The organism is Agrobacterium sp. K11 (assembly GCF_059429395.1).
In genome coordinates, this window is record NZ_JCAHRB010000011.1 from 206,154 (window position 1) to 224,720 (window position 18,567).

Annotated in this window: 16 protein-coding genes and 2 tRNA genes; 13 read left to right on the forward strand and 5 right to left on the reverse strand. The window is 58.5% G+C overall.

Features of this window, described 5'->3' with window-relative positions:
- Nucleotides 1-128 precede the first annotated feature (128 nt).
- The 8 genes from hemN (at nt 129) to AC5SEO_RS20865 (ending at nt 8,241) form a co-directional block, all read left to right on the forward strand.
- Nucleotides 129-1,478 (forward strand): oxygen-independent coproporphyrinogen III oxidase, encoded by a 1,350-nt coding sequence (gene hemN, locus AC5SEO_RS20830; protein WP_174068371.1) that lies wholly within the window; start codon nt 129-131, stop codon nt 1,476-1,478.
- A 114-nt stretch (nt 1,479-1,592) separates the two neighbouring features.
- Nucleotides 1,593-1,877, forward strand: coding sequence for an acyl carrier protein (locus AC5SEO_RS20835; protein WP_019566223.1), 285 nt, complete (start codon nt 1,593-1,595; stop codon nt 1,875-1,877).
- A gap of 89 nt (nt 1,878-1,966) precedes the next feature.
- A complete protein-coding gene (locus tag AC5SEO_RS20840; RefSeq protein WP_019566224.1) occupies nt 1,967-2,446 on the forward strand; it encodes an ApeI family dehydratase in 480 nt (159 codons plus the stop codon).
- A gap of 209 nt (nt 2,447-2,655) precedes the next feature.
- Entirely contained in the window at nt 2,656-3,852 is a 1,197-nt protein-coding gene (locus tag AC5SEO_RS20845) for a beta-ketoacyl-ACP synthase (RefSeq protein ID WP_038491088.1), read from the forward strand.
- 12 nt (nt 3,853-3,864) lie between these two features.
- A complete protein-coding gene (locus AC5SEO_RS20850) occupies nt 3,865-5,148 on the forward strand; it encodes a beta-ketoacyl-ACP synthase (protein WP_003515389.1) in 1,284 nt (427 codons plus the stop codon).
- Between the two features lie 152 nt (nt 5,149-5,300).
- Entirely contained in the window at nt 5,301-6,329 is a 1,029-nt protein-coding gene (locus tag AC5SEO_RS20855) for a zinc-binding dehydrogenase (protein ID WP_003515388.1), read from the forward strand.
- 4 nt (nt 6,330-6,333) lie between these two features.
- A complete protein-coding gene (locus AC5SEO_RS20860) occupies nt 6,334-7,263 on the forward strand; it encodes a lipid A biosynthesis lauroyl acyltransferase (RefSeq protein ID WP_003515386.1) in 930 nt (309 codons plus the stop codon).
- A gap of 279 nt (nt 7,264-7,542) precedes the next feature.
- Nucleotides 7,543-8,241 carry a hypothetical protein gene (locus tag AC5SEO_RS20865; protein WP_003515385.1) on the forward strand — a complete coding sequence of 233 codons (699 nt, stop codon included), beginning with the start codon at nt 7,543-7,545 and terminating at the stop codon, nt 8,239-8,241.
- 43 nt (nt 8,242-8,284) lie between these two features.
- On the opposite strand, the gene AC5SEO_RS20870 is transcribed toward AC5SEO_RS20865, so the two are convergent.
- Nucleotides 8,285-9,088, reverse strand: a complete 804-nt coding sequence (locus AC5SEO_RS20870) for a TSUP family transporter (protein ID WP_113291789.1) — start codon at nt 9,086-9,088, stop codon at nt 8,285-8,287.
- 179 nt (nt 9,089-9,267) lie between these two features.
- Here AC5SEO_RS20870 and AC5SEO_RS20875 point away from each other — a divergent pair, with 179 nt between their 5' ends.
- The 5 genes from AC5SEO_RS20875 to recJ all read left to right on the forward strand — a co-directional run bounded on the left by AC5SEO_RS20875 (nt 9,268) and on the right by recJ (nt 15,443).
- Entirely contained in the window at nt 9,268-10,227 is a 960-nt protein-coding gene (locus AC5SEO_RS20875) for a nucleoside hydrolase (protein ID WP_174068370.1), read from the forward strand.
- Between the two features lie 299 nt (nt 10,228-10,526).
- Entirely contained in the window at nt 10,527-11,747 is a 1,221-nt protein-coding gene (locus AC5SEO_RS20880; RefSeq protein WP_003515379.1) for an LL-diaminopimelate aminotransferase, read from the forward strand.
- 61 nt (nt 11,748-11,808) lie between these two features.
- Nucleotides 11,809-13,119: a homoserine dehydrogenase gene (locus tag AC5SEO_RS20885; protein WP_003515377.1), complete on the forward strand. Its 1,311-nt coding sequence runs from the start codon at nt 11,809-11,811 to the stop codon at nt 13,117-13,119.
- A 187-nt stretch (nt 13,120-13,306) separates the two neighbouring features.
- Nucleotides 13,307-13,531: a hypothetical protein gene (locus AC5SEO_RS20890; RefSeq protein WP_025593517.1), complete on the forward strand. Its 225-nt coding sequence runs from the start codon at nt 13,307-13,309 to the stop codon at nt 13,529-13,531.
- Nucleotides 13,532-13,634: 103 nt separating this feature from the next.
- Nucleotides 13,635-15,443, forward strand: coding sequence for a single-stranded-DNA-specific exonuclease RecJ (gene recJ / locus AC5SEO_RS20895; RefSeq protein WP_419459973.1), 1,809 nt, complete (start codon nt 13,635-13,637; stop codon nt 15,441-15,443).
- Nucleotides 15,444-15,572: 129 nt separating this feature from the next.
- Here the strand turns inward: recJ and AC5SEO_RS20900 are convergent.
- The 4 genes from AC5SEO_RS20900 to AC5SEO_RS20915 all read right to left on the reverse strand — a co-directional run bounded on the left by AC5SEO_RS20900 (nt 15,573) and on the right by AC5SEO_RS20915 (nt 18,564).
- Nucleotides 15,573-15,647, reverse strand: a tRNA-Glu gene (locus AC5SEO_RS20900).
- Between the two features lie 451 nt (nt 15,648-16,098).
- Nucleotides 16,099-16,173, reverse strand: a tRNA-Glu gene (locus tag AC5SEO_RS20905).
- Nucleotides 16,174-16,620: 447 nt separating this feature from the next.
- The gene (locus AC5SEO_RS20910) at nt 16,621-17,394 is read right to left on the reverse strand and encodes an amino acid ABC transporter ATP-binding protein (protein WP_003515372.1); all 774 of its coding nucleotides are present in this window, start codon (nt 17,392-17,394) and stop codon (nt 16,621-16,623) included.
- Between the two features lie 12 nt (nt 17,395-17,406).
- Entirely contained in the window at nt 17,407-18,564 is a 1,158-nt protein-coding gene (locus AC5SEO_RS20915) for an amino acid ABC transporter permease (protein ID WP_013636194.1), read from the reverse strand.
- Nucleotides 18,565-18,567: the final 3 nt, after the last annotated feature.

An 18,567-nucleotide genomic window follows, 5' to 3' on the forward strand; every position in this document is an offset into this window, starting at 1 on the left:
CGTCGCCCCCGCGTCTACTTTAGCAAGAACTTAAGGTGCAATTTGATTGAAGTCAAAGTTGCAAACTGTCGCAGCCGTTACTGAAGGGGAGGAAATCGACATTTTCTTGATAAAAGGCAAATCCGGGGATGAATACCGAACTTCTTCGCAAATATTCGGGCGCCGTGCCGCGTTACACGAGCTATCCTACCGCGCCGCACTTTCACGAGGGAATCGATAATGGCACCTATCGCCGCTGGCTCGGCGAGCTTGGCCACCGGAACCGGATATCGCTTTACCTGCATATTCCCTATTGCGACCGGCTGTGCTGGTTCTGTGCCTGCCACACCAAGCACACGCTGAAATACGAGCCGATTGCCGTTTATCTTGAGGCACTTAGGCGGGAGATAGAAGCCGTCGGCTCGCTTGTTTCCCCCGATGCAGTGGTCAGCGCGGTGCATTTTGGCGGCGGTTCTCCCACTATGCTGAGGCCTGAAGACATGGTGGGCCTGATGGACTGTCTAAAACGCCATTTCACCTTTGGTCTGGCGCCCGAAATCAGCGTGGAAATGGACCCGAACGATCTTGACGAAAGTCGCTATGACGCGCTTGCCGTCATCGGCATGACGCGCGCGAGCCTCGGTGTGCAGGACTTTGATGACAAAGTGCAAAAAACCATCAACCGGATTCAGACCTTCGAGCAGACGGAATCGGTGGTAGATGCCGTGCGGGCAAGGGGCGTTCACTCGGTCAATTGCGACATTCTCTATGGCCTGCCGTTCCAGACCTGCGAGACATTGCAACAGACGGTTGACCAGATCATCTCACTCGACCCCGACCGGATCGCGCTGTTCGGTTATGCGCATGTTCCGTGGATGAAAAAACACCAGTCGCTGATCCCTGAGCAGGCATTGCCAGATATTGCCGAGCGCTACCGCCAGATGACGATGGCGGCGGAGATGCTCGGCAAGGCGGGTTACAGGGCAATCGGGATCGATCACTTCGCCAAGCCCGCCGACACTCTGAGCCGGGCGGTCGAGACGGGGGAGCTGCGGCGGAATTTTCAGGGCTACACCACTGACACGGCCGATGCCCTGATCGGGCTTGGTGCATCCGCGATCGGCCGGTTGCCCCAGGGCTACGTGCAGAACATGGTGGCGACGGGGGAATATCAGCGGATGGTGGGCGAGGGTGGTTTCGCGGTTCTCAAGGGAATAGAATTGTCCGAGGACGATCACCTGCGCTCCTATGTCATCGAGCGGCTGATGTGCGATTTTTTGCTCGATCTGGGCGATTTGAAGCGGCGTTTCGGCAAGGCCAGCCATTCCGTCAGCATGGAGGCGCAGCTTTTCGCTGGCGGCGACAGAGACGGTGTGGTGCGGATGGATGGCGATGTTTTTGCCGTGACGGAGGCGGGAAAACCCTTTGTCCGTCATATTGCGGCAACCTTCGACGCCTATCTCGGCAGCGGACGCGGCCGTCATTCGGTTGCTGTTTAGGCAACAGTTTTAAGGCAAATTTCAAAGTTACGTCACGAAACCATTGGCTTTTTTGTGCGACTTGCCTATGTGGTGCGTCAGACAGGATATTTAATACGAACGACAATAAGGATTATGGGCGTGACAGCTACATTCGACAAGGTTGCCGACATTATCGCCGAAACCAGCGAAATCGACCGCGAAACCATTACGCCGGAAAGCCACACGATCGACGATCTGGGCATCGACAGCCTCGACTTTCTGGATATCGTTTTCGCCATCGACAAGGAATTCGGTATCAAGATTCCGCTCGAGCAGTGGACGCAGGAAGTCAACGAAGGCAAGGTTACCACCGAAGAATATTTCGTGCTGAAGAACCTCTGTGCCAAGATCGACGAATTGCGCGCAGCCAAGGGCTGAGGCGATAATGCCCGCTTCGAGCGGGCATTTCTTTTTCTGGACCTGACCTTCAGGGACGGGTCGTAACCGACCAGAAACGGGCCGGACGGATGCTGCTTGAATATTTTCAGATGATCGACAAGGTCGAAGCCGTGGATATGGCGACGCGCACATTGAAGGCGCGGTCTGTCGTTCCCGACAAAAGCCCGGTTTTCGAGGGACATTTCCCCGGCATGCCGCTGGTTCCGGGCGTGCTTCTGATCGAGACCATGGCGCAGGCTTCCGGCATGATGGTTCTGGCGTTCAGCGATTTTTCCGCCATGCCCTTCCTGATGTCGGTTGACGGCGCCAAGATGCGCACCTTCGTGGAGCCCGGCGCGGTTCTCGATATCGAGGCGGTGCTGGAACATGACGGTTCGGGTTTTGCAGTCACCAAGGCGAAGATCACTTGCGAAGGCAAGAAGGTCTGCGATGCGCAGCTGAAGCTCAGGACAATGCCTTTCAGCGAAATTCCGCTCGCGCCTATCGTCAGGAAGCGGGCCGAGGAAGTCGGCCTGATGGCGGCGATTGCCGCGGATGCGCAAAAATAAGCGCTTCCGCTGATGCCGGGAGACGGCCTTTTTCCCCTAGACCCGGTTTTGATTCACGAAAATCGTGGGCTTGTGCTGGCGGATCGGGCCTTCACCATTGCCAATCCGCATCGCGCGCTTTATTCCGCAACGCATGGAGTGGTCGTTTGCGACCGCTGTTGGATAGCCGTGACCGCTTCAATGGGTCAGGCTGCAAAGGATGACAGACGATGAAATCTGACAATGATGTGGTGATAACCGGGGTCGGCATCGTGACCTGTCACGGCGTCGGCAGCCAGGCGCATCTTGCGCTTCTTTCGGGAACTGCGGCGCCGGCAACGGTGATAGAGACCGAAAAGTTCAAACCCTATCCGGTTCATCCCATGCCGGAAATCGACTGGTCCACGCAGATTGCCAAGCGCGGCGACCAGCGCCAGATGGAAAACTGGCAGCGTCTCGGCGTTTTTGCCGCCGGCCTCGCGCTTGATGATGCAGGGCTGAAGGAAAACGCGGAAGCCTGCGCTACCATGGACATGATCGTGGCTGCGGGCGGTGGCGAGCGCGACATCAATGTTGATACGCTGATTGTCGATGAGGCGCTGAAGCGCAACGACCGCGAAGTGCTGCTCAACGAGAAGCTGACGACGGAATTGCGTCCGACCCTGTTTCTCGCCCAGCTTTCCAATCTGATGGCCGGTAACATTTCCATCGTTCACAAGGTCACAGGGTCCTCCCGTACCTTCATGGGCGAGGAAGCAGCCGGCATTTCCGCAGTCGAGACTGCGTTTCACCGTATCCGTTCCGGCGAATCCAGCCACGCCCTGGTGGGCGGCGCCTTCTCGGCTGAGCGCCCGGACATGATCCTGCTGTTTGAAGCGATTGGCGCGCATGCGCAGGGCGATTGGCAGCCGCTGTGGTCGCGTGGCGGCCAGGACGGCGGCGGCATGATTTCCGGTTCGCTGGGAGCCTTCCTGGTGCTGGAATCGCGCAAGCACGCCAGTGAACGCGGCGCACGCATCTATGCCCGCATCGACGCCATCGAGGGCGATCGTGGTAGCCGTGATGACGGCAAGATGGAAAAGCGCATGGAACGGCTGCTTGCCCCTGCAAAGGACAGTGCTGCGACCGTCGTGTTTTCCGGTGCGAGCGGTTACGACGCCGTGACGCAGCGTGAAAAGAATATTCTCGAAAAAGCTTTGCCGCAGGCCGTCATTCGCGGTTTCGGCGGTATCACCGGCCATGGACTTGAAGCACAGTTCCCGCTTGGGCTGGCGCTTGCTGCCCTGACGCTTGAAAGCGGCGCTAAGGTTCCTACTTTCGATGGCGCCGCGGAAAAGCCTATGGGCGAGGCGGCCAGCGAAGCGGTCGTCACCACCGTCGGCCATGTGCGCGGCGAAGGTGTCGCCGTTCTGTCCCGTGACGTGTGAGGAGAAAAGACCATGACTTCCAACTTCAAGGATCATCTCGGTCGCCCGATCGTTGCAGTCACCGGTATGGGCATCATCACATCGCTCGGGCAGGGTCTTGCCGATAACTGGGCGGCTCTGACTGCGGGCAAGTCGGGCATCCACAAGATCACCCGTTTCCCGACGGAGGGGCTTTCCACAAGGATCAGCGGCACCGTCGATTTCATCGACATCCCGGTTCCGAATTCCGTCGAGCGCTCTTATGCCTTTGCACGCGAGACAACCATTGAGGCTTTGGCGCAGGCCGGCATCTCGGGCGATTTCGATGGCCCGCTGTTTCTGGCTGCACCACCGATCGAGCCGGAATGGAGCGCGCGTTTCGAGCTTGCCGACCGGTCTCCGCCGGCCGCCCAGCCGGGTGATGCCTATGAACGGTTCCTGACGGCTTTCCGTCAACGTCCGGACCCGGCGTTTCAGGAAGCGGCTCTTTTCGGCGCGATTTCGGAGCGTCTTTCGGACCGCTTTGGTACACGCGGCCTGCCGGTCACGCTCTCGACGGCCTGTGCATCCGGCGCGACCGCAATCCAGCTTGGTGTCGAGGCTATCCGCCAGGGCCGCACCGAGCGCGCGCTGACGGTTGCGACAGACGGTTCGGTCAGCGCCGAAGCGCTGATCCGCTTTTCGCTTCTTTCGGCGCTGTCGACCCAGAATGAGCCGCCGGAAAAGGCATCCAAGCCGTTCAGCAAGGACCGCGACGGTTTCGTGATCGCCGAAGGTGCGGCAACGCTGGTGCTGGAATCGCTGGAATCGGCGATTGCGCGCGGGGCGAAGGTTCTCGGCATCATCAAGGGCGCCGGTGAAAAGGCGGATAGCTTCCACCGCACGCGTTCCTCGCCAGATGGCGGCCCGGCGATCGCGACGATCCGCGCCGCACTTGCGGATGCGGGTGTTGCTGAAAGCGATATCGGCTACATCAACGCCCACGGCACCTCGACGCCGGAAAACGACAAGATGGAATATGGCTCGATGCTTGCCGTCTTCGGCGAAGGCCTGAAAGACATTCCGCTGTCATCCAACAAGTCGATGATCGGCCATACGCTGACGGCGGCCGGTGCTGTGGAGGCGGTGTTCTCGTTACAGACCATGCTGACCGGCACCCTGCCGCCGACGATCAACTACAACAACCCTGATCCGACCATTTCGCTCGATGTGGTGCCGAATGTGAAGCGGGACGCGACGGTCAATGCCGTGCTTTCCAACTCCTTCGGGTTCGGCGGGCAGAATGCCAGCCTTGTCATGACGCGTGAACCGGCCTAACCGGTTCCGCCAGAAGACAGGGGCGTTTCCGGCCTGAACGAAGCCCGGGAACGCTCTCGCTGGTGTGACTACACATTCCGACCGCAAAACCGTTACAGAGTTTTGCTGGAATTACTCTTGAGATAGACGCCTCCGGGCGAAGGACTAAAAACATGCGCGCTCTTCAACTCGTGGACGACCGGAAGCTCGAAAAAGTGGACCTGCCTGAACCCGATGCACCAGGTCCGGGCGAGGTGACGCTGCGCGTCAAGGCCGTGGCGCTGAACCACATCGACGTCTGGGGCTGGCGCGGCATGGCTTTTGCCAAGCGCAAGATGCCGCTGACGATCGGTGCTGAGGCTTCCGGCGTGGTGGAGGCCATTGGCCCGGGCGTTTCGAATGTGCTGCCTGGCCAGCTCGTTGCGATCTACGGCGCGCGCACCTGCGGGATCTGCAAGCCGTGCCGTGAAGGCCGTGACAATCTTTGTGAACATGTTCAGGGCGTGCACGGTTTCCATCTCGACGGCTTTGCGCAGGAAAAGATCAATATTCCGGCCCGCCAGCTCGTTCCGGCGCCGCATGGCGTCGATGCCATCGGCGCGGCTCTGGCGCCTGTGACCTTCGGCACGGTCGAACACATGCTGTTTGACAATGCCAAGCTGGAATCGGGCGAAACGATCCTCGTGCATGCCGGCGGTTCCGGCATCGGCACGGCGGCGATCCAGCTTGCAAAGAAGATGGGCTGCACCGTCATCACCACGGTCGGCTCCGACGACAAGATCGAACGGGCGAAGGCTCTGGGTGCAGATCACGTCATCAACTACCGGACCGACCGTTTCGAAGGCGTCGTGCGCAAGCTGACGAAAAAGAAGGGTGTAGACGTGGTGTTCGAGCATGTCGGCAAAGACACCTGGGCGGGATCGATGTTCTCGCTGAAGCGTGGCGGCCGTCTCGTCACCTGCGGCTCCACGTCAGGCGTATCGACCGATATCAACCTGATGATGCTGTTCCAGCAGCAGCTGAAGCTGCTCGGCTCCTTCGGTTGCCGCATGGAAAACATGGCCAACGCCATGCAGAAGATGGCGCGCGGCATCGTTCACCCTGTTATCGACACCGAAGTCACCTTCGAGGATATCGACCGGGCGCTGGAGCGCATGGAAACGCGCCAGGTATTCGGCAAAATCGTTCTGCGGATGGATTGACGCCTTGAAACTGTTCATTACGCGGATCGTCCTGAAGCTGGACCATTTCCGGCAATGGCTGATTGCGACGTTTGCCTTCGGCCTTCTCAATCTGCTGAAGATATTTCCAGCTGACGCGGGAATTCGCGCTGCCGACAGGCTGGCGCGCTTGGTGGGGCCGAAAACCGGCCGCCACAAGCTGATGCTCTACAATCTGGCGCGCGCCTTTCCGGAGAAATCCGAAGAGGAGCGGCTTACCATCGCAATGGACAGCTGGGGCAGCATGGGGCGGCTTGCGGCGGAATATGTCTTTCTCGACAGGCTGTTCGATTTCGATCCGGAAAATAGCGAGCCGGGCCGTATCCGGGTCGAGGGTATTTCGACCTTTATCGAGCTTCGCGATAACCCGCGGCCCTTCATCGTATTTACTGCCCATAGCGGCAATTTCGAATTGTTGCCGGTGGCCAGTTCTGCCTTCGGTCTGGATGTGACGGTGCTGTTCCGGCCGCCGAATAATCCTTTCGTGGCCGACAAGGTGTTCAAGTTCCGCAAGGAACGCATGGGCAATCTCGTGCCGTCGCATGCCGGCTCTTCCTTCGCGCTTGCGCGGCAGCTGGAAAGGGGCGGCGGTGTCGGCGTGCTCGTCGACCAGAAGTTCGGCAAAGGCTTGACGACGAAGTTCTTCGGCCATGAGGTGCGCACCAACCCGCTTCTTGCCAAGCTGGTGCGGCAGTTCAATTGCGATGTCTATCCCGCCCGCTGCGTGCGTCTGCCTGATAACCGCTACCGGCTGGAAATAGAGCCGAGGGTTGAAATTCCGCGCGATGAAAAAGGAAATGTCGATATTCAGGCGACGGCGCAGCTTTTGAATGACAAGGTGGAAAGCTGGGTCCGCGAATATCCCGAACAATGGCTGTGGTATCACGACCGTTGGGACGTTAAACACCAGATCTGATTATTTGCAGCGCGGCCGAATTTCTAGTGATTTTTTACAGAATTCGGCCGTAAAATTGCGTTTTTAAGTATTTTTACTTATTAGTGGAACCTTATTTTTCGTTCATGGATTATCGAAATTGAAAAAATAGCAGTAGCTATGATATTTTAGAGATTAATCCCTGCGGCGGTCCTGCGTGTCGTTACGTCATTTTTTAATGCACAGACGCTACAATGAGGGGATAAGTGTCTATCCATTCGGATTGGGAGCGGGCTGTTTGCCCGTTCAGGGAGAGTTGGGTTGAAAGATTTGATTGAGCTGTTCTGGCTGCGTTATACGGAACTGCAATCAGCGGTTGGTAAGAACGAGGCCGACAAGATCGCAGTGCTGGAGCGTGAACTGGAGCTGCTGCTTGATCGGGTCATCGGGCGTAAGACCGGCAGTTCCGAGGACATTCGTGAGCAATTCCGTTTCGCCATCGACCTCCTTAATCACGAGGCGGAAGATCTCGGCTGCGTGCAGCGCAACTCCGATCTTTTGAGAACGCTGGTTGATCGCTATGTCGGCATGCCGCTCAAGGCAAAGGTGATCGGCGACGAGGACGAGGACATCCTGGAGTGGCATCACCGCCATCTCATTCTCGATGAGGATATGCTGAACGACCTCGATGAGCCGGTGGTCGTCGTCTCTCCCGGTTATCGGGTATCATTCGCCAATGGGATCGATGCTTTTCCGCGCAATACGCCGGAAGGGCCTTTGGGATGTCATATCGCCGAGCTTGTCGGAGTGCACCGTTTTCAGAACGATCTGCGGGAGAGGCTCGACAATTGCTTCAAGGGCGGTACGTCGAAATACACCTATGCCGAAGATCATGACGGCCATACGATCGTAAAATCGCTGGAAATGTCGCCCTGCTATTCCTCCAACTACAAGCTGGTTGGCGCAATGGTGGTCATCCGCGAAATCGCCGATCGCAGGCGCCGTCGCGCCACGGCATAAATTCACGGTTCGAACGCAAGCTTCGAGCCGTGTCCTTTTCCTGTCATTTCGGGAAGATGGTTTCCCAGATCGTGGAGATTGACCATGCGGATGATGCATCCGCAAGAAGCTTCGTCGCCATTGCCAGACAGGAAAGAACCAAAAGCGGGCGGATGATCTTCGCGCCGTTTTTCATCGCGAAACGCGATCCGATCTGCGCGCCGACGAACTGGCCGATGCCCATGGCGATGCCAAGCTTCCAGAGAACCGCGCCTCCAGCCGCAAAAACAACAAAGCCGCCGAAATTCGAACCCAGGTTCAGAAGCTTGGTATGGGCGGTTGCCTTCAGCATGCCGAAGCCGGCAAGCCCCACGAAGGCAAGCATGTAGAAGGAACCCGCGCCGGGGCCGAAAACGCCATCATAGAAACCCACGAGCGGTGCGGCGGTGAGGCCGAACACGAAAGGCGTGATGCGGCGATGGCTGTCGATATCGCTGAGCTGCGGCTTGAAGGCGAAATAGAGGGCAATCGCGATCAGCAGGAAGGGCATGATGGTACGCAGGAGGTCTGACGGCACGAAGGCGGCGGTGAAAGCACCGAGCCCGCCGCCGATCATCGCCATGATCGCCATCGGCAATTGTTCCCTCAGATTGACATGGCCGCGGCGGGCATAGGCAATGGTGGCCGACGCCGAGCCGAACTGCGATTGCAGCTTGTTGGTGCCGAGCGTATCGAGCGGCGGAATTCCCATGATCAGCATGGCCGGGATAGTGATGAGACCGCCGCCGCCGGCGATGGAATCGATAAATCCGGCAAAAATGGCGACGCAGAAAAGAACGAGAAAAACGTTGAGGGCGATGTCTTGCACTTGGCATGTCCAGGCGGGCTTAAGGGAGAGGGCCTCTTCTTTCACCGAAAAGATCGCCACGCAATATTTTTCTCTCCGATCCGGGACGGGCAGGGGGATTGCGGTGTTGCCGCTTATGGGTATGTTTCCGTGGCGCACCGCCAGACGCGGCGATGACGAGACATCAGGATGAGGGCATTATGCATAAAGTGATATTCGATACGGACCCCGGTGTAGATGATGCCATGGCGCTTCTTTTCCTGCACCGTCACCCCGATATCGATCTGATCGGCGTCACCACCGTCTTCGGCAACGCGCCCATCGATATCACCACCCGCAATGCGCTCTTCCTGAAACGGGAATGGCAGATGACGGCGCCGGTAGCGAAAGGTGCGGGCGTGACCTTCGATCCGGCCCGTAAGGAAGGCCACTGGCCGACTTTCATTCATGGCGAAAACGGTCTCGGCGATATCGATATTCCAAAGACCATTGATCTCCCGCTCGATCCGCGTCCCGCGCATCGCTTTATTATCGAGACGGTCAAGGCCAATCCCGGCGAGGTGACGCTGATCGCTGTTGGTCGCATGACCAATCTGGCCTTGGCGCTGCGCGAAGAGCCGGATTTTGCGGCGTTGGTGAAGCAGGTGATCGTCATGGGCGGCGCCTTCGATATCAACGGCAATGTGTCGCCGGCGGCCGAGGCCAATATTCACGGTGATCCGGAAGCGGCCGATCTCGTCTTCACCGCGCCCTGGCGCGTGGTCGTCGTCGGCCTGGACGTGACGACGAAAACGGTGATGAAGAGCGCCTTCATGGCCGAGATGGCAGAGGCGGGCGGCAAGCCGGTGCAGCTACTTTCCGATCTGTCGCAATTCTACATCGATTTCTACAAGACACGGACCGGCGATGGCATGGTGGTGCATGATAGCTGCGCCTGCGTTTACCTTGTCGCGCCCGAACTGTTCGAGACTCGCAGCGGCCCTATACGCGTCGTCTGCGGCGGGCTTGCCGATGGCCAGACCATTCAGAAGCCGGATGGCCGCGCCTTTCCGCCGGGCGACTGGGACGGGCATCCGAGCCAGCTCATCTGCACCGATATCAAGCCGGAGCGGGTGCTTTCCGTCATTCGCGCGGCAATTGTGAAGGGCGAGCGCGACTGAACGACCGGAATGGCCGTTCTTGAGCATGGTCTGCCTTGCATTTTCCAAGAATCTGGCGTTATGCAGGTTTCCTGATTACATTGCGCAATTCGCCTTGCCTGTGGTCTGAAAAGGCCGCGCCGAGCCACAAGGCGGATGATCGCGATGCCGCGTGGACCGAGAAAACCGCTGTAGGTTTTCTTGTGCTTTGCGGTACAATGAATAGCGCCCGCCGGATCGGTTCGTGTCGGCGGCGTTTAACAACAAGAACGAACTTCGTTATGGGCCGGCAGAACCGGTCCATTTCCATGAGGAAAGTGATGGAAGAGTTTCATAAGGTCCGGCGTCTGCCGCAATACGTCTTCGAACAGGTTAACCGTTTGAAAGCGAGCGCGCGAGCGGCCGGGGCCGATATCATCGATCTCGGCATGGGCAATCCCGACCTTCCAACCCCCAAGGCGATCGTCGACAAGCTGTGCGAAGTCGTTCAGGACCCTCGCACCCATCGCTATTCCTCGTCCAAGGGCATTCCCGGCCTTCGCCGCGCGCAGGCTGGTTATTATGCCCGCCGGTTCGGCGTGAAGCTGAACCCCGATACGCAGGTCGTCGCGACCCTTGGTTCCAAGGAAGGTTTCGCCAATATGGCGCAGGCCATAACCGCGCCTGGTGACGTGATCCTGTGTCCGAACCCCACCTATCCGATCCACGCTTTCGGATTCCTGATGGCGGGCGGCGTTATCCGTTCCATGAATGTGGAGCCGGACGAGAGCTTCTTCGGGCCTTTGGAGCGGGCGGTGCGCCACTCCATTCCGAAGCCGCTGGCGCTGATCGTCAACTATCCGTCGAACCCGACGGCGCACGTTGCCTCGCTCGATTTCTACAAGGACGTGATCGCATTTGCGAAGAAGCACGAAATCATCGTGCTTTCCGACCTTGCCTATTCGGAAATCTATTTCGACGACAACAATCCGCCGCCTTCGGTTCTCGAAGTTCCCGGTGCAATCGACGTTGCGGTGGAATTCACCTCCATGTCGAAGACGTTCTCCATGCCGGGCTGGCGCATGGGCTTTGCCGTTGGCAACGAGCGGCTGATCGCGGCGCTGACCCGCGTGAAGTCCTATCTCGATTACGGTGCCTTCACGCCGATCCAGGTTGCGGCGACGCACGCGCTGAACGGCGACGGCTCCGACATCGCGGAGGTACGCAGCGTGTATCGCCGCCGTCGCGACGTCATGGTCGATACTTTCGGCAAGGCGGGCTTCGAAGTTCCACCGCCGGCGGCGACGATGTTCGCCTGGGCGAAGATCCCGGAAAAGTTCCGCCATCTCGGCAGCCTTGAGTTTTCCAAGCTTCTGGTCGAGAAGGCAGACATTGCCGTTGCTCCCGGCATCGGCTTCGGCGAAATGGGCGATGATTACGTCCGCCTCGCGCTCGTTGAAAACGAGCATCGAATTCGTCAGGCAGCGCGCAATCTGAAGCGTTTCCTGTCGAGTGCTGACGAAACGATGCACAATGTCGTTTCGCTCAATGCCCACAGATAAGGGCAACCGAAGGCGGCCGGGCCCCGGCCGTCACCATCACCAGCAAATCAGGAACATACCCATGGCAGATTCATTGAGAATCGGCATAGCGGGGCTCGGCACTGTCGGCGCTTCGCTCGTGCGCATCCTCCAGCAGAGAAGCAACGAACTTGCGATTACCTGCGGACGCGCGATTGAGATTATTGCAGTGAGCGCGCGCGACCGTTCGCGTGACCGCGGCATCGATCTCAAGGGTATTACCTGGTTCGATACGCCGGAGCAGCTTGCAAACGAAGCCGATATCGACGTGTTGGTGGAACTGGTCGGCGGTGCTTCCGGCCAGGCGGAAAAAGCTGTGCGCGCAGCACTTTCGCGCGGTCTCCATGTGGTGACAGCCAACAAGGCGCTGCTTGCCAAGCACGGCGTCGAGCTGGCGACGATTGCCGAAGACAAGGGTGCGCTTCTCAATTTCGAAGCGGCTGTGGCCGGCGGTATTCCCGTCATCAAGGCGCTGCGTGAATCTCTCACCGGCAACAATGTGTCGCGCATCTACGGTATCATGAACGGCACCTGCAACTACATCCTGACCAAGATGGAGAAGGAAGGGCTGTCGTTCGAGGTCTGTTTGAAAGAAGCGCAGCGGCTGGGTTATGCCGAAGCCGATCCGGCCTTCGATATCGAGGGTAACGACACCGCCCACAAGCTCGCCATTCTGACGACGCTTGCCTTCGGCAACAAGATTTCGGCCGACGACATCTATCTCGAAGGCATCACCAACATCTCCAGCGAGGACATTCAAGCGGCCGCCGAGCTCGGTTATCGCATCAAGCTTCTCGGCGTGGCGCAGGTGACCGAATCCGGTATCGAGCAGCGGGTGCATCCGACCATGGTGCCGCTCGATTCCGTTATCGCGCAGGTTGATGGCGTCACCAATGCGGTGGCGATCGAGTCCGATATTCTTGGCGAGCTTCTGATGGTTGGCCCAGGGGCGGGCGGCAATGCCACGGCCTCTGCCGTGCTCGGTGACATCGCCGATATCGCCAAGAGCCGTCCCGGTGCCCAGCAGGTTCCGGTGCTCGGCCGTCCGGCGAAGTCGCTGACCGATTATCGTCGCGCCAAGATGAAGAGCCATGAAGGCGGCTATTTCATCCGGCTGACGGTGAAGGACCAGGCGGGCGTCTTCGCTTCCATCGCTACCCGCATGGCGGATAACAACATTTCGCTGGAATCCATCGTGCAGCGCCAGCGCGTGCATGTGGAAGGCGCGCCGCAGACGATTATCCTCGTGACCCACGCGACGATGGAAGATGCGATCCGCAAGGCCGTCAAGGCGATCAAGAACGAGAAATATCTGGTCAGCGAGCCGCAGGTCATCCGCATCGAGCGGACCTGAGACGCTTTACGATTTTTCTGAATTTGAGGGCCGCGCCACCACATGGAGGCGCGGTCTTTTTTCTCCCGAAACCCATTTTGGCGGCCACCGGATAAGCCGCCATAAAATTTGAGGGGATCGCCTCAGAACCGCTGGAAAACAACGCGATTCGGCTCTATGGTTAATCATGTTACCAAGCGAGGGAGGCGTGGCTGTGACATCGATTATCCTTTTCAAGGACAGTAAGCGCGAAAGCGTTCTGGCCGCCCATCATCGGGCGCGGCCTCACAATGCCAACGACAATATTCGAGGCATGGAATTCGATATTGCCGAATATGAGCGCAACTGGTGTTCACTTGCGGTGTTTTCCCTGTTGCTGCTGGTCGGCGCGGTATCGATCGTCAGCCCGTTTTTCTCGATTTTCTCGGTGTGAAACCTCATACGGGCGTTTTTGCTTGAAAAAGGCGCCATCGCCATTTAGCCCGTTGTCATGACAAGGCGCGGATACGCATTCGCATGACAGGACGATGGACAGGATGGCAATGATGGAGCCGGCCGATACCGTGGTCCGCGCATTTCTAAGCGTGGAGCGGTCGGCGACAGAGCAACGTTGGGTTTCGCGGCTGGATCAGGCCGCACAGAACCGTGCGCTGGCCATGTCCCAGATCCATGCCATTCCCGAACTGATTGCCCGGGTGCTGGCCGGGCGAGGGGTGGGGGTGGATGAGGCTCTCGCTTTCCTCGATCCGACCATTCGCTCATTGATGCCCGACCCGCATGTGCTGACAGATTGCGAAAAGGCTGCCGAAAGGCTGGTCCGCGCCATCGAGACCGGTGAGAAGGTGGCGATCTTCGGCGATTATGACGTTGATGGCGCCGCGTCTTCCGCGCTGATGTATCGGTTTCTCGCGCATTTCGGGCTGACGCCGGAAATCTATATTCCAGATCGTATTTTCGAGGGTTATGGGCCGAACCCGGCGGCGATGCAGCAGCTTGCCGCCAATGGCGCAACCCTGATCGTGACGGTCGATTGCGGCTCCACCAGCCATGAATCTCTGAATGCCGCAAAGGATGCGGGAACAGATGTGGTGGTGATCGATCACCACCAGGTCGGTTCGGAACTGCCGCCGGCGGTGGCGCTGGTCAATCCCAACCGCGAAGACGATCTTTCGGGGCAGGGGCATCTCTGCGCCGCCGGCGTGGTGTTCCTGGTTCTGGTCGCCACCCTCAGGCTGTTGAAGGACAGGCGCAACAGACAGGCGTTCACGATCGATCTGCTGGCGCTGCTCGATATAGTCGCACTCGCTACCGTATGCGACGTGGTGCCCTTGAAGGGGCTGAACCGCGCCTATGTGGTAAAGGGGTTGATTGCCGCGCGCCATATGAACAATGCCGGGCTGGCGGCGCTGTTCAGAAAGGCGGGGTTGGGCGGGCCGGTGACACCGTATCATTTCGGTTTCCTGATCGGACCGCGCATCAATGCCGGTGGCCGTATTGGCGATGCCGCACTGGGTAGCCGTCTGCTTACACTCGACGACTCGTCACAGGCGGACGTGATTGCCGAAAAGCTGGATGAGCTGAACCGCGAGCGACAGGCGATGGAAGCCGTGATGCTGGCGGAAGCCGAAGCGGAAGCGCTTTATGAGTATGGCGACGGGTCTGGCGCTGGCGTCATCGTTACCGCACGGGAAAACTGGCATCCGGGGATCGTTGGCCTGCTTGCCTCACGCCTCAAGGACCGTTTCCGCCGCCCGGCCTTTTCCATCGCTTTCGATCCCTCTGGCAAGGGCACAGGCTCCGGCCGCTCGATCAATGGTTTCGATATGGGCAGAATGGTCCGCGCCGCTGTGGATGCCGGCCTGCTGGTCAAGGGTGGCGGTCACGCCATGGCCGCGGGCCTGACGGTGGAACGCGCCAATCTCGGCAAACTCCGGACCTTCTTCGAGGAAGCCGCCGCAAAGACGGTGAGCGAGCTGGTGGAAAGCAGCGTGCTGAAGATCGACGGTGCAATCGGCGCGTCTGGCGCGACCCTGCAGCTTGTCGATCAGCTGGAACAGGCTGGTCCTTATGGCTCCGGCCATTCTCAGCCCATTTTTGCCGTGCCTGCCCACCGGCTGCGCGATGTGCGTCTGGTCGGCACCTCCCACGTCAAGATCACGCTGGAGGCCATGGATGGCTCACGGCTGGACGGCATCGCATTCCGCGCCGCAGAGGCCCCTCTGGGGCAGATGCTGCTGAATGCGCGTGGTAGGTCTATCCACGTGGCAGGCACCGTGGGTGCCGATCTCTGGCAGGGCCAGAGGCGTGTGCAGCTGCGTGTTCTGGACGCGGCTTTCGCGCCCTGACAGTCGGCACAGATCGAGACTTGATTTTACGGGAAAAGCTGAAGGACGGCCGGAAACGGCATGCATCCTCTATCTCACACATCACGTGAAGATTTGAACGCATAATACTGATTTTCAAGGAGAAGCAAGTGGCACGCCCTAGGGGAGTCGAACCCCTCTTTTCAGAATGAAAATCTGACGTCCTAACCGATAGACGAAGGGCGCGTGCGCTTGTGGTGTGGCGCCCTTATAGTCAGGCTCCCGTTGCTCCGCAAGCGGAAAAATTGATTTTTTCCGCTTCGTGACGAGTTTTTTTATGGAGGCCGGAACGGCTGTGGAAAACTGCGCCGGGACTGGCCAAGGCCTTGAAATTTCGCCGCTATCACGGCGCGCCGGCAATGCCTTCATGACTCGTGGAAGGCCTCGGGGCGTGGTTTTCCAACCCTTAGCTGGCATCTGCTGCCCGCCAGAAAGAACCGACACTGTGATTTGGCTGGAAGGGGAAAGGCAAGCCGGTCGATTTGCCCGCTGGCGATTCATCCGGCTTGCCTTCCATCGGGGGGACGGCACTCTAACGTATCGCCCTGGAATCGGTTCCGGCGCATCGATCACGCGTGAGGAATTTGCTATCTGCGAAGCTGCTTTGTATTTACGAAGGGGGAAACACGAAGGCAAGTGGCACGCCCTAGGGGAGTCGAACCCCTCTTTTCAGAATGAAAATCTGACGTCCTAACCGATAGACGAAGGGCGCGTGCGCTTGTGGTGTGGCGCCCTTATAGTCAGGCTCCCCGTGGTCCGCAAGCGGAAAAATGCATGATTTGACAAAAAAATGACATTGGCTGTCAGAACCCCTGGAAAACAAGGATTTCCGTTTCGTAACAAATGGTTAAACCGAGGTCGGCTTGGCAGTTTCAGTGCTTCTCGCGGATGAAGAACGATGTGAAACGACGATTTGCAGGGGCCGGTGATTCACTCAACGGGGCTTCTGGTGCGAAAGAAGCCATCAAAATGAATGGCGAACCTTGCCAAACATTCCGGCGTCACCCTTGGGGTTTTCCCGAGATCTGCAACCGCTCGATTTTGTTGACTTAGATCCTTAGGACAAGCCCATGGATGAGGTCGAGCGTGGAGAGGCTGTCGTCAAATGAAAACGGGGCCGAAATGGCCCCGTTCCATGATGTTAGCTGATTGCAGCGTCTCAGTGCAGGATCTGGCTGAGGAACAGCCTCGTGCGCTCGTGCTGGGGATTGTCGAAGAATTCGGCGGGCGAATTCTGTTCGACGATCTGGCCCTGGTCCATGAAGATGACGCGGTTTGCGACCTGGCGGGCAAAGCCCATTTCGTGGGTCACGCACAGCATCGTCATGCCGTCTTCGGCAAGGCTGACCATGGTATCAAGCACTTCCTTGACCATTTCCGGGTCAAGCGCCGAGGTCGGCTCGTCAAACAGCATGATCTTAGGCTTCATGCACAGCGAGCGGGCAATCGCCACACGCTGCTGCTGACCGCCGGAGAGCTGGCCAGGGTATTTATGCGCCTGTTCGGGGATCTTGACGCGCTTCAGATAGTGCATCGCCACTTCCTCGGCTTCCTTTTTGGGCATCTTGCGAACCCAGATCGGCGCCAGCGTGCAGTTTTCCAGAATCGTCAGATGCGGGAAGAGGTTGAAGTGCTGGAACACCATGCCGACTTCACGACGCACCTCATCGATCTTCTTCAGATCGTTGGTGAGTTCGATACCGTCGACGTTGATCGTGCCCGACTGATGTTCTTCCAGCCGGTTGATGCAGCGGATCATGGTCGATTTTCCCGATCCCGAAGGACCGGCGATGACGATACGCTCGCCCTTCATCACCTTCAGGTTGATGTCGCGCAGGACGTGGAAGTCGCCATACCACTTGTTCATGCCGACGAGTTCGATTGCCACGTCCGTTGTCGAAACGGCCAGTTTTTTTGTTTGGGTTTCTGCCATTTTGAGCGTCCCTTATCGTTTATGCCCGGTGTCGAGGTGCCGTTCCATGAACAGCGAATAACGCGACATGCCGAAGCAGAATATCCAGAATATGAACCCGGCGAAAATATAGCCCGTCATTGCGGTGACAGGTGTCGCCCAGTTCGCATCCGATTGGTTGAGTGTGACAATGCCAAGCAGGTCAAACATGCCGATGATCGAGACCAGCGACGTGTCCTTGAAAAGACCGATGAAAGTGTTGACGATGCCCGGAATGACGAGCTTCAGCGCCTGCGGCAGCACGATCAGCCGGGTTTTCTGCCAATAGTTCAGGCCGAGCGAGTCTGCCCCTTCATATTGCCCCTTCGGGATGGCCTGCAAGCCGCCACGGATTACCTCCGCCATATAGGCGGACGAGAAGAGCGACACGCCGACCAGAGCGCGCAGGAACTTGTCGAAGGTCCAGCCGTCGGGAAGGAACAGCGGCAGCATGATGCTGGCGAAGAACAGGACGGTGATCAGAGGAATACCTCTGATAACTTCGATAAAAAGCACGCACAGCATTTTGATTACCGGCAGGTTCGACCGGCGGCCAAGCGCCAGAAGAATACCGAAGGGCAGGGACACTGCAATTCCGAAGAAAGACAGGATCAGGGTGACCATCAGGCCGCCCCAGAGCTGCGTTTCCACTACGGGCAGGCCGAAGACGCCGCCGATGAGGAGGAAAAACGCAATGACTGGCAGGATGATGAAAAGGGCCAGCGCATTGAGCCGCTTGAACGGCGCTTTCGGAATGAGCATTGGCACCAGGAGGATGGTGAACATGACCATCACAAGGATAGGACGCCAGCGCTCATCGATCGGGTAACGGCCGAACATGATCTGGCCGAACTTCGCCGAAACGAAGGCCCAGCATGCGCCGGACTGGCCATCGGCCAGCGCACCGCCCTGGGAGGCGGTGAGGCAGGCGATGCGATCCGTACCGGTCCATACCGCGTCTACGAACAGCCACTTGAATATTGGTGGCAAAAGATAGGCGAGGAACGCGATGGCAAGAACCGTAAGGACGGTGTCCTTCGGCGTGGCGAAAAGTTTGGTGCGCAGCCAATGGCTGATGCCAACCGCGCTTGAAGGCGCGGGTTTGGCTTCTTCAATGGTGTGGCGCACGAACGCGTGATTGCTGATCGTCATCTA

Coding starts and splice junctions, on each gene's coding strand:
- hemN (WP_174068371.1), top strand. CDS start 129: ATGAATACCGAACTTCTTCGCAAATATTCGGGCGCCGTGCCGCGTTAC.
- AC5SEO_RS20835 (WP_019566223.1), top strand. CDS start 1,593: ATGGGCGTGACAGCTACATTCGACAAGGTTGCCGACATTATCGCCGAA.
- AC5SEO_RS20840 (WP_019566224.1), top strand. CDS start 1,967: ATGCTGCTTGAATATTTTCAGATGATCGACAAGGTCGAAGCCGTGGAT.
- AC5SEO_RS20845 (WP_038491088.1), top strand. CDS start 2,656: ATGAAATCTGACAATGATGTGGTGATAACCGGGGTCGGCATCGTGACC.
- AC5SEO_RS20850 (WP_003515389.1), top strand. CDS start 3,865: ATGACTTCCAACTTCAAGGATCATCTCGGTCGCCCGATCGTTGCAGTC.
- AC5SEO_RS20855 (WP_003515388.1), top strand. CDS start 5,301: ATGCGCGCTCTTCAACTCGTGGACGACCGGAAGCTCGAAAAAGTGGAC.
- AC5SEO_RS20875 (WP_174068370.1), top strand. CDS start 9,268: ATGCATAAAGTGATATTCGATACGGACCCCGGTGTAGATGATGCCATG.
- AC5SEO_RS20880 (WP_003515379.1), top strand. CDS start 10,527: ATGGAAGAGTTTCATAAGGTCCGGCGTCTGCCGCAATACGTCTTCGAA.
- AC5SEO_RS20885 (WP_003515377.1), top strand. CDS start 11,809: ATGGCAGATTCATTGAGAATCGGCATAGCGGGGCTCGGCACTGTCGGC.
- recJ (WP_419459973.1), top strand. CDS start 13,635: ATGGCAATGATGGAGCCGGCCGATACCGTGGTCCGCGCATTTCTAAGC.
- AC5SEO_RS20910 (WP_003515372.1), bottom strand. CDS start 17,394: ATGGCAGAAACCCAAACAAAAAAACTGGCCGTTTCGACAACGGACGTG.
- AC5SEO_RS20915 (WP_013636194.1), bottom strand. CDS start 18,564: ATGACGATCAGCAATCACGCGTTCGTGCGCCACACCATTGAAGAAGCC.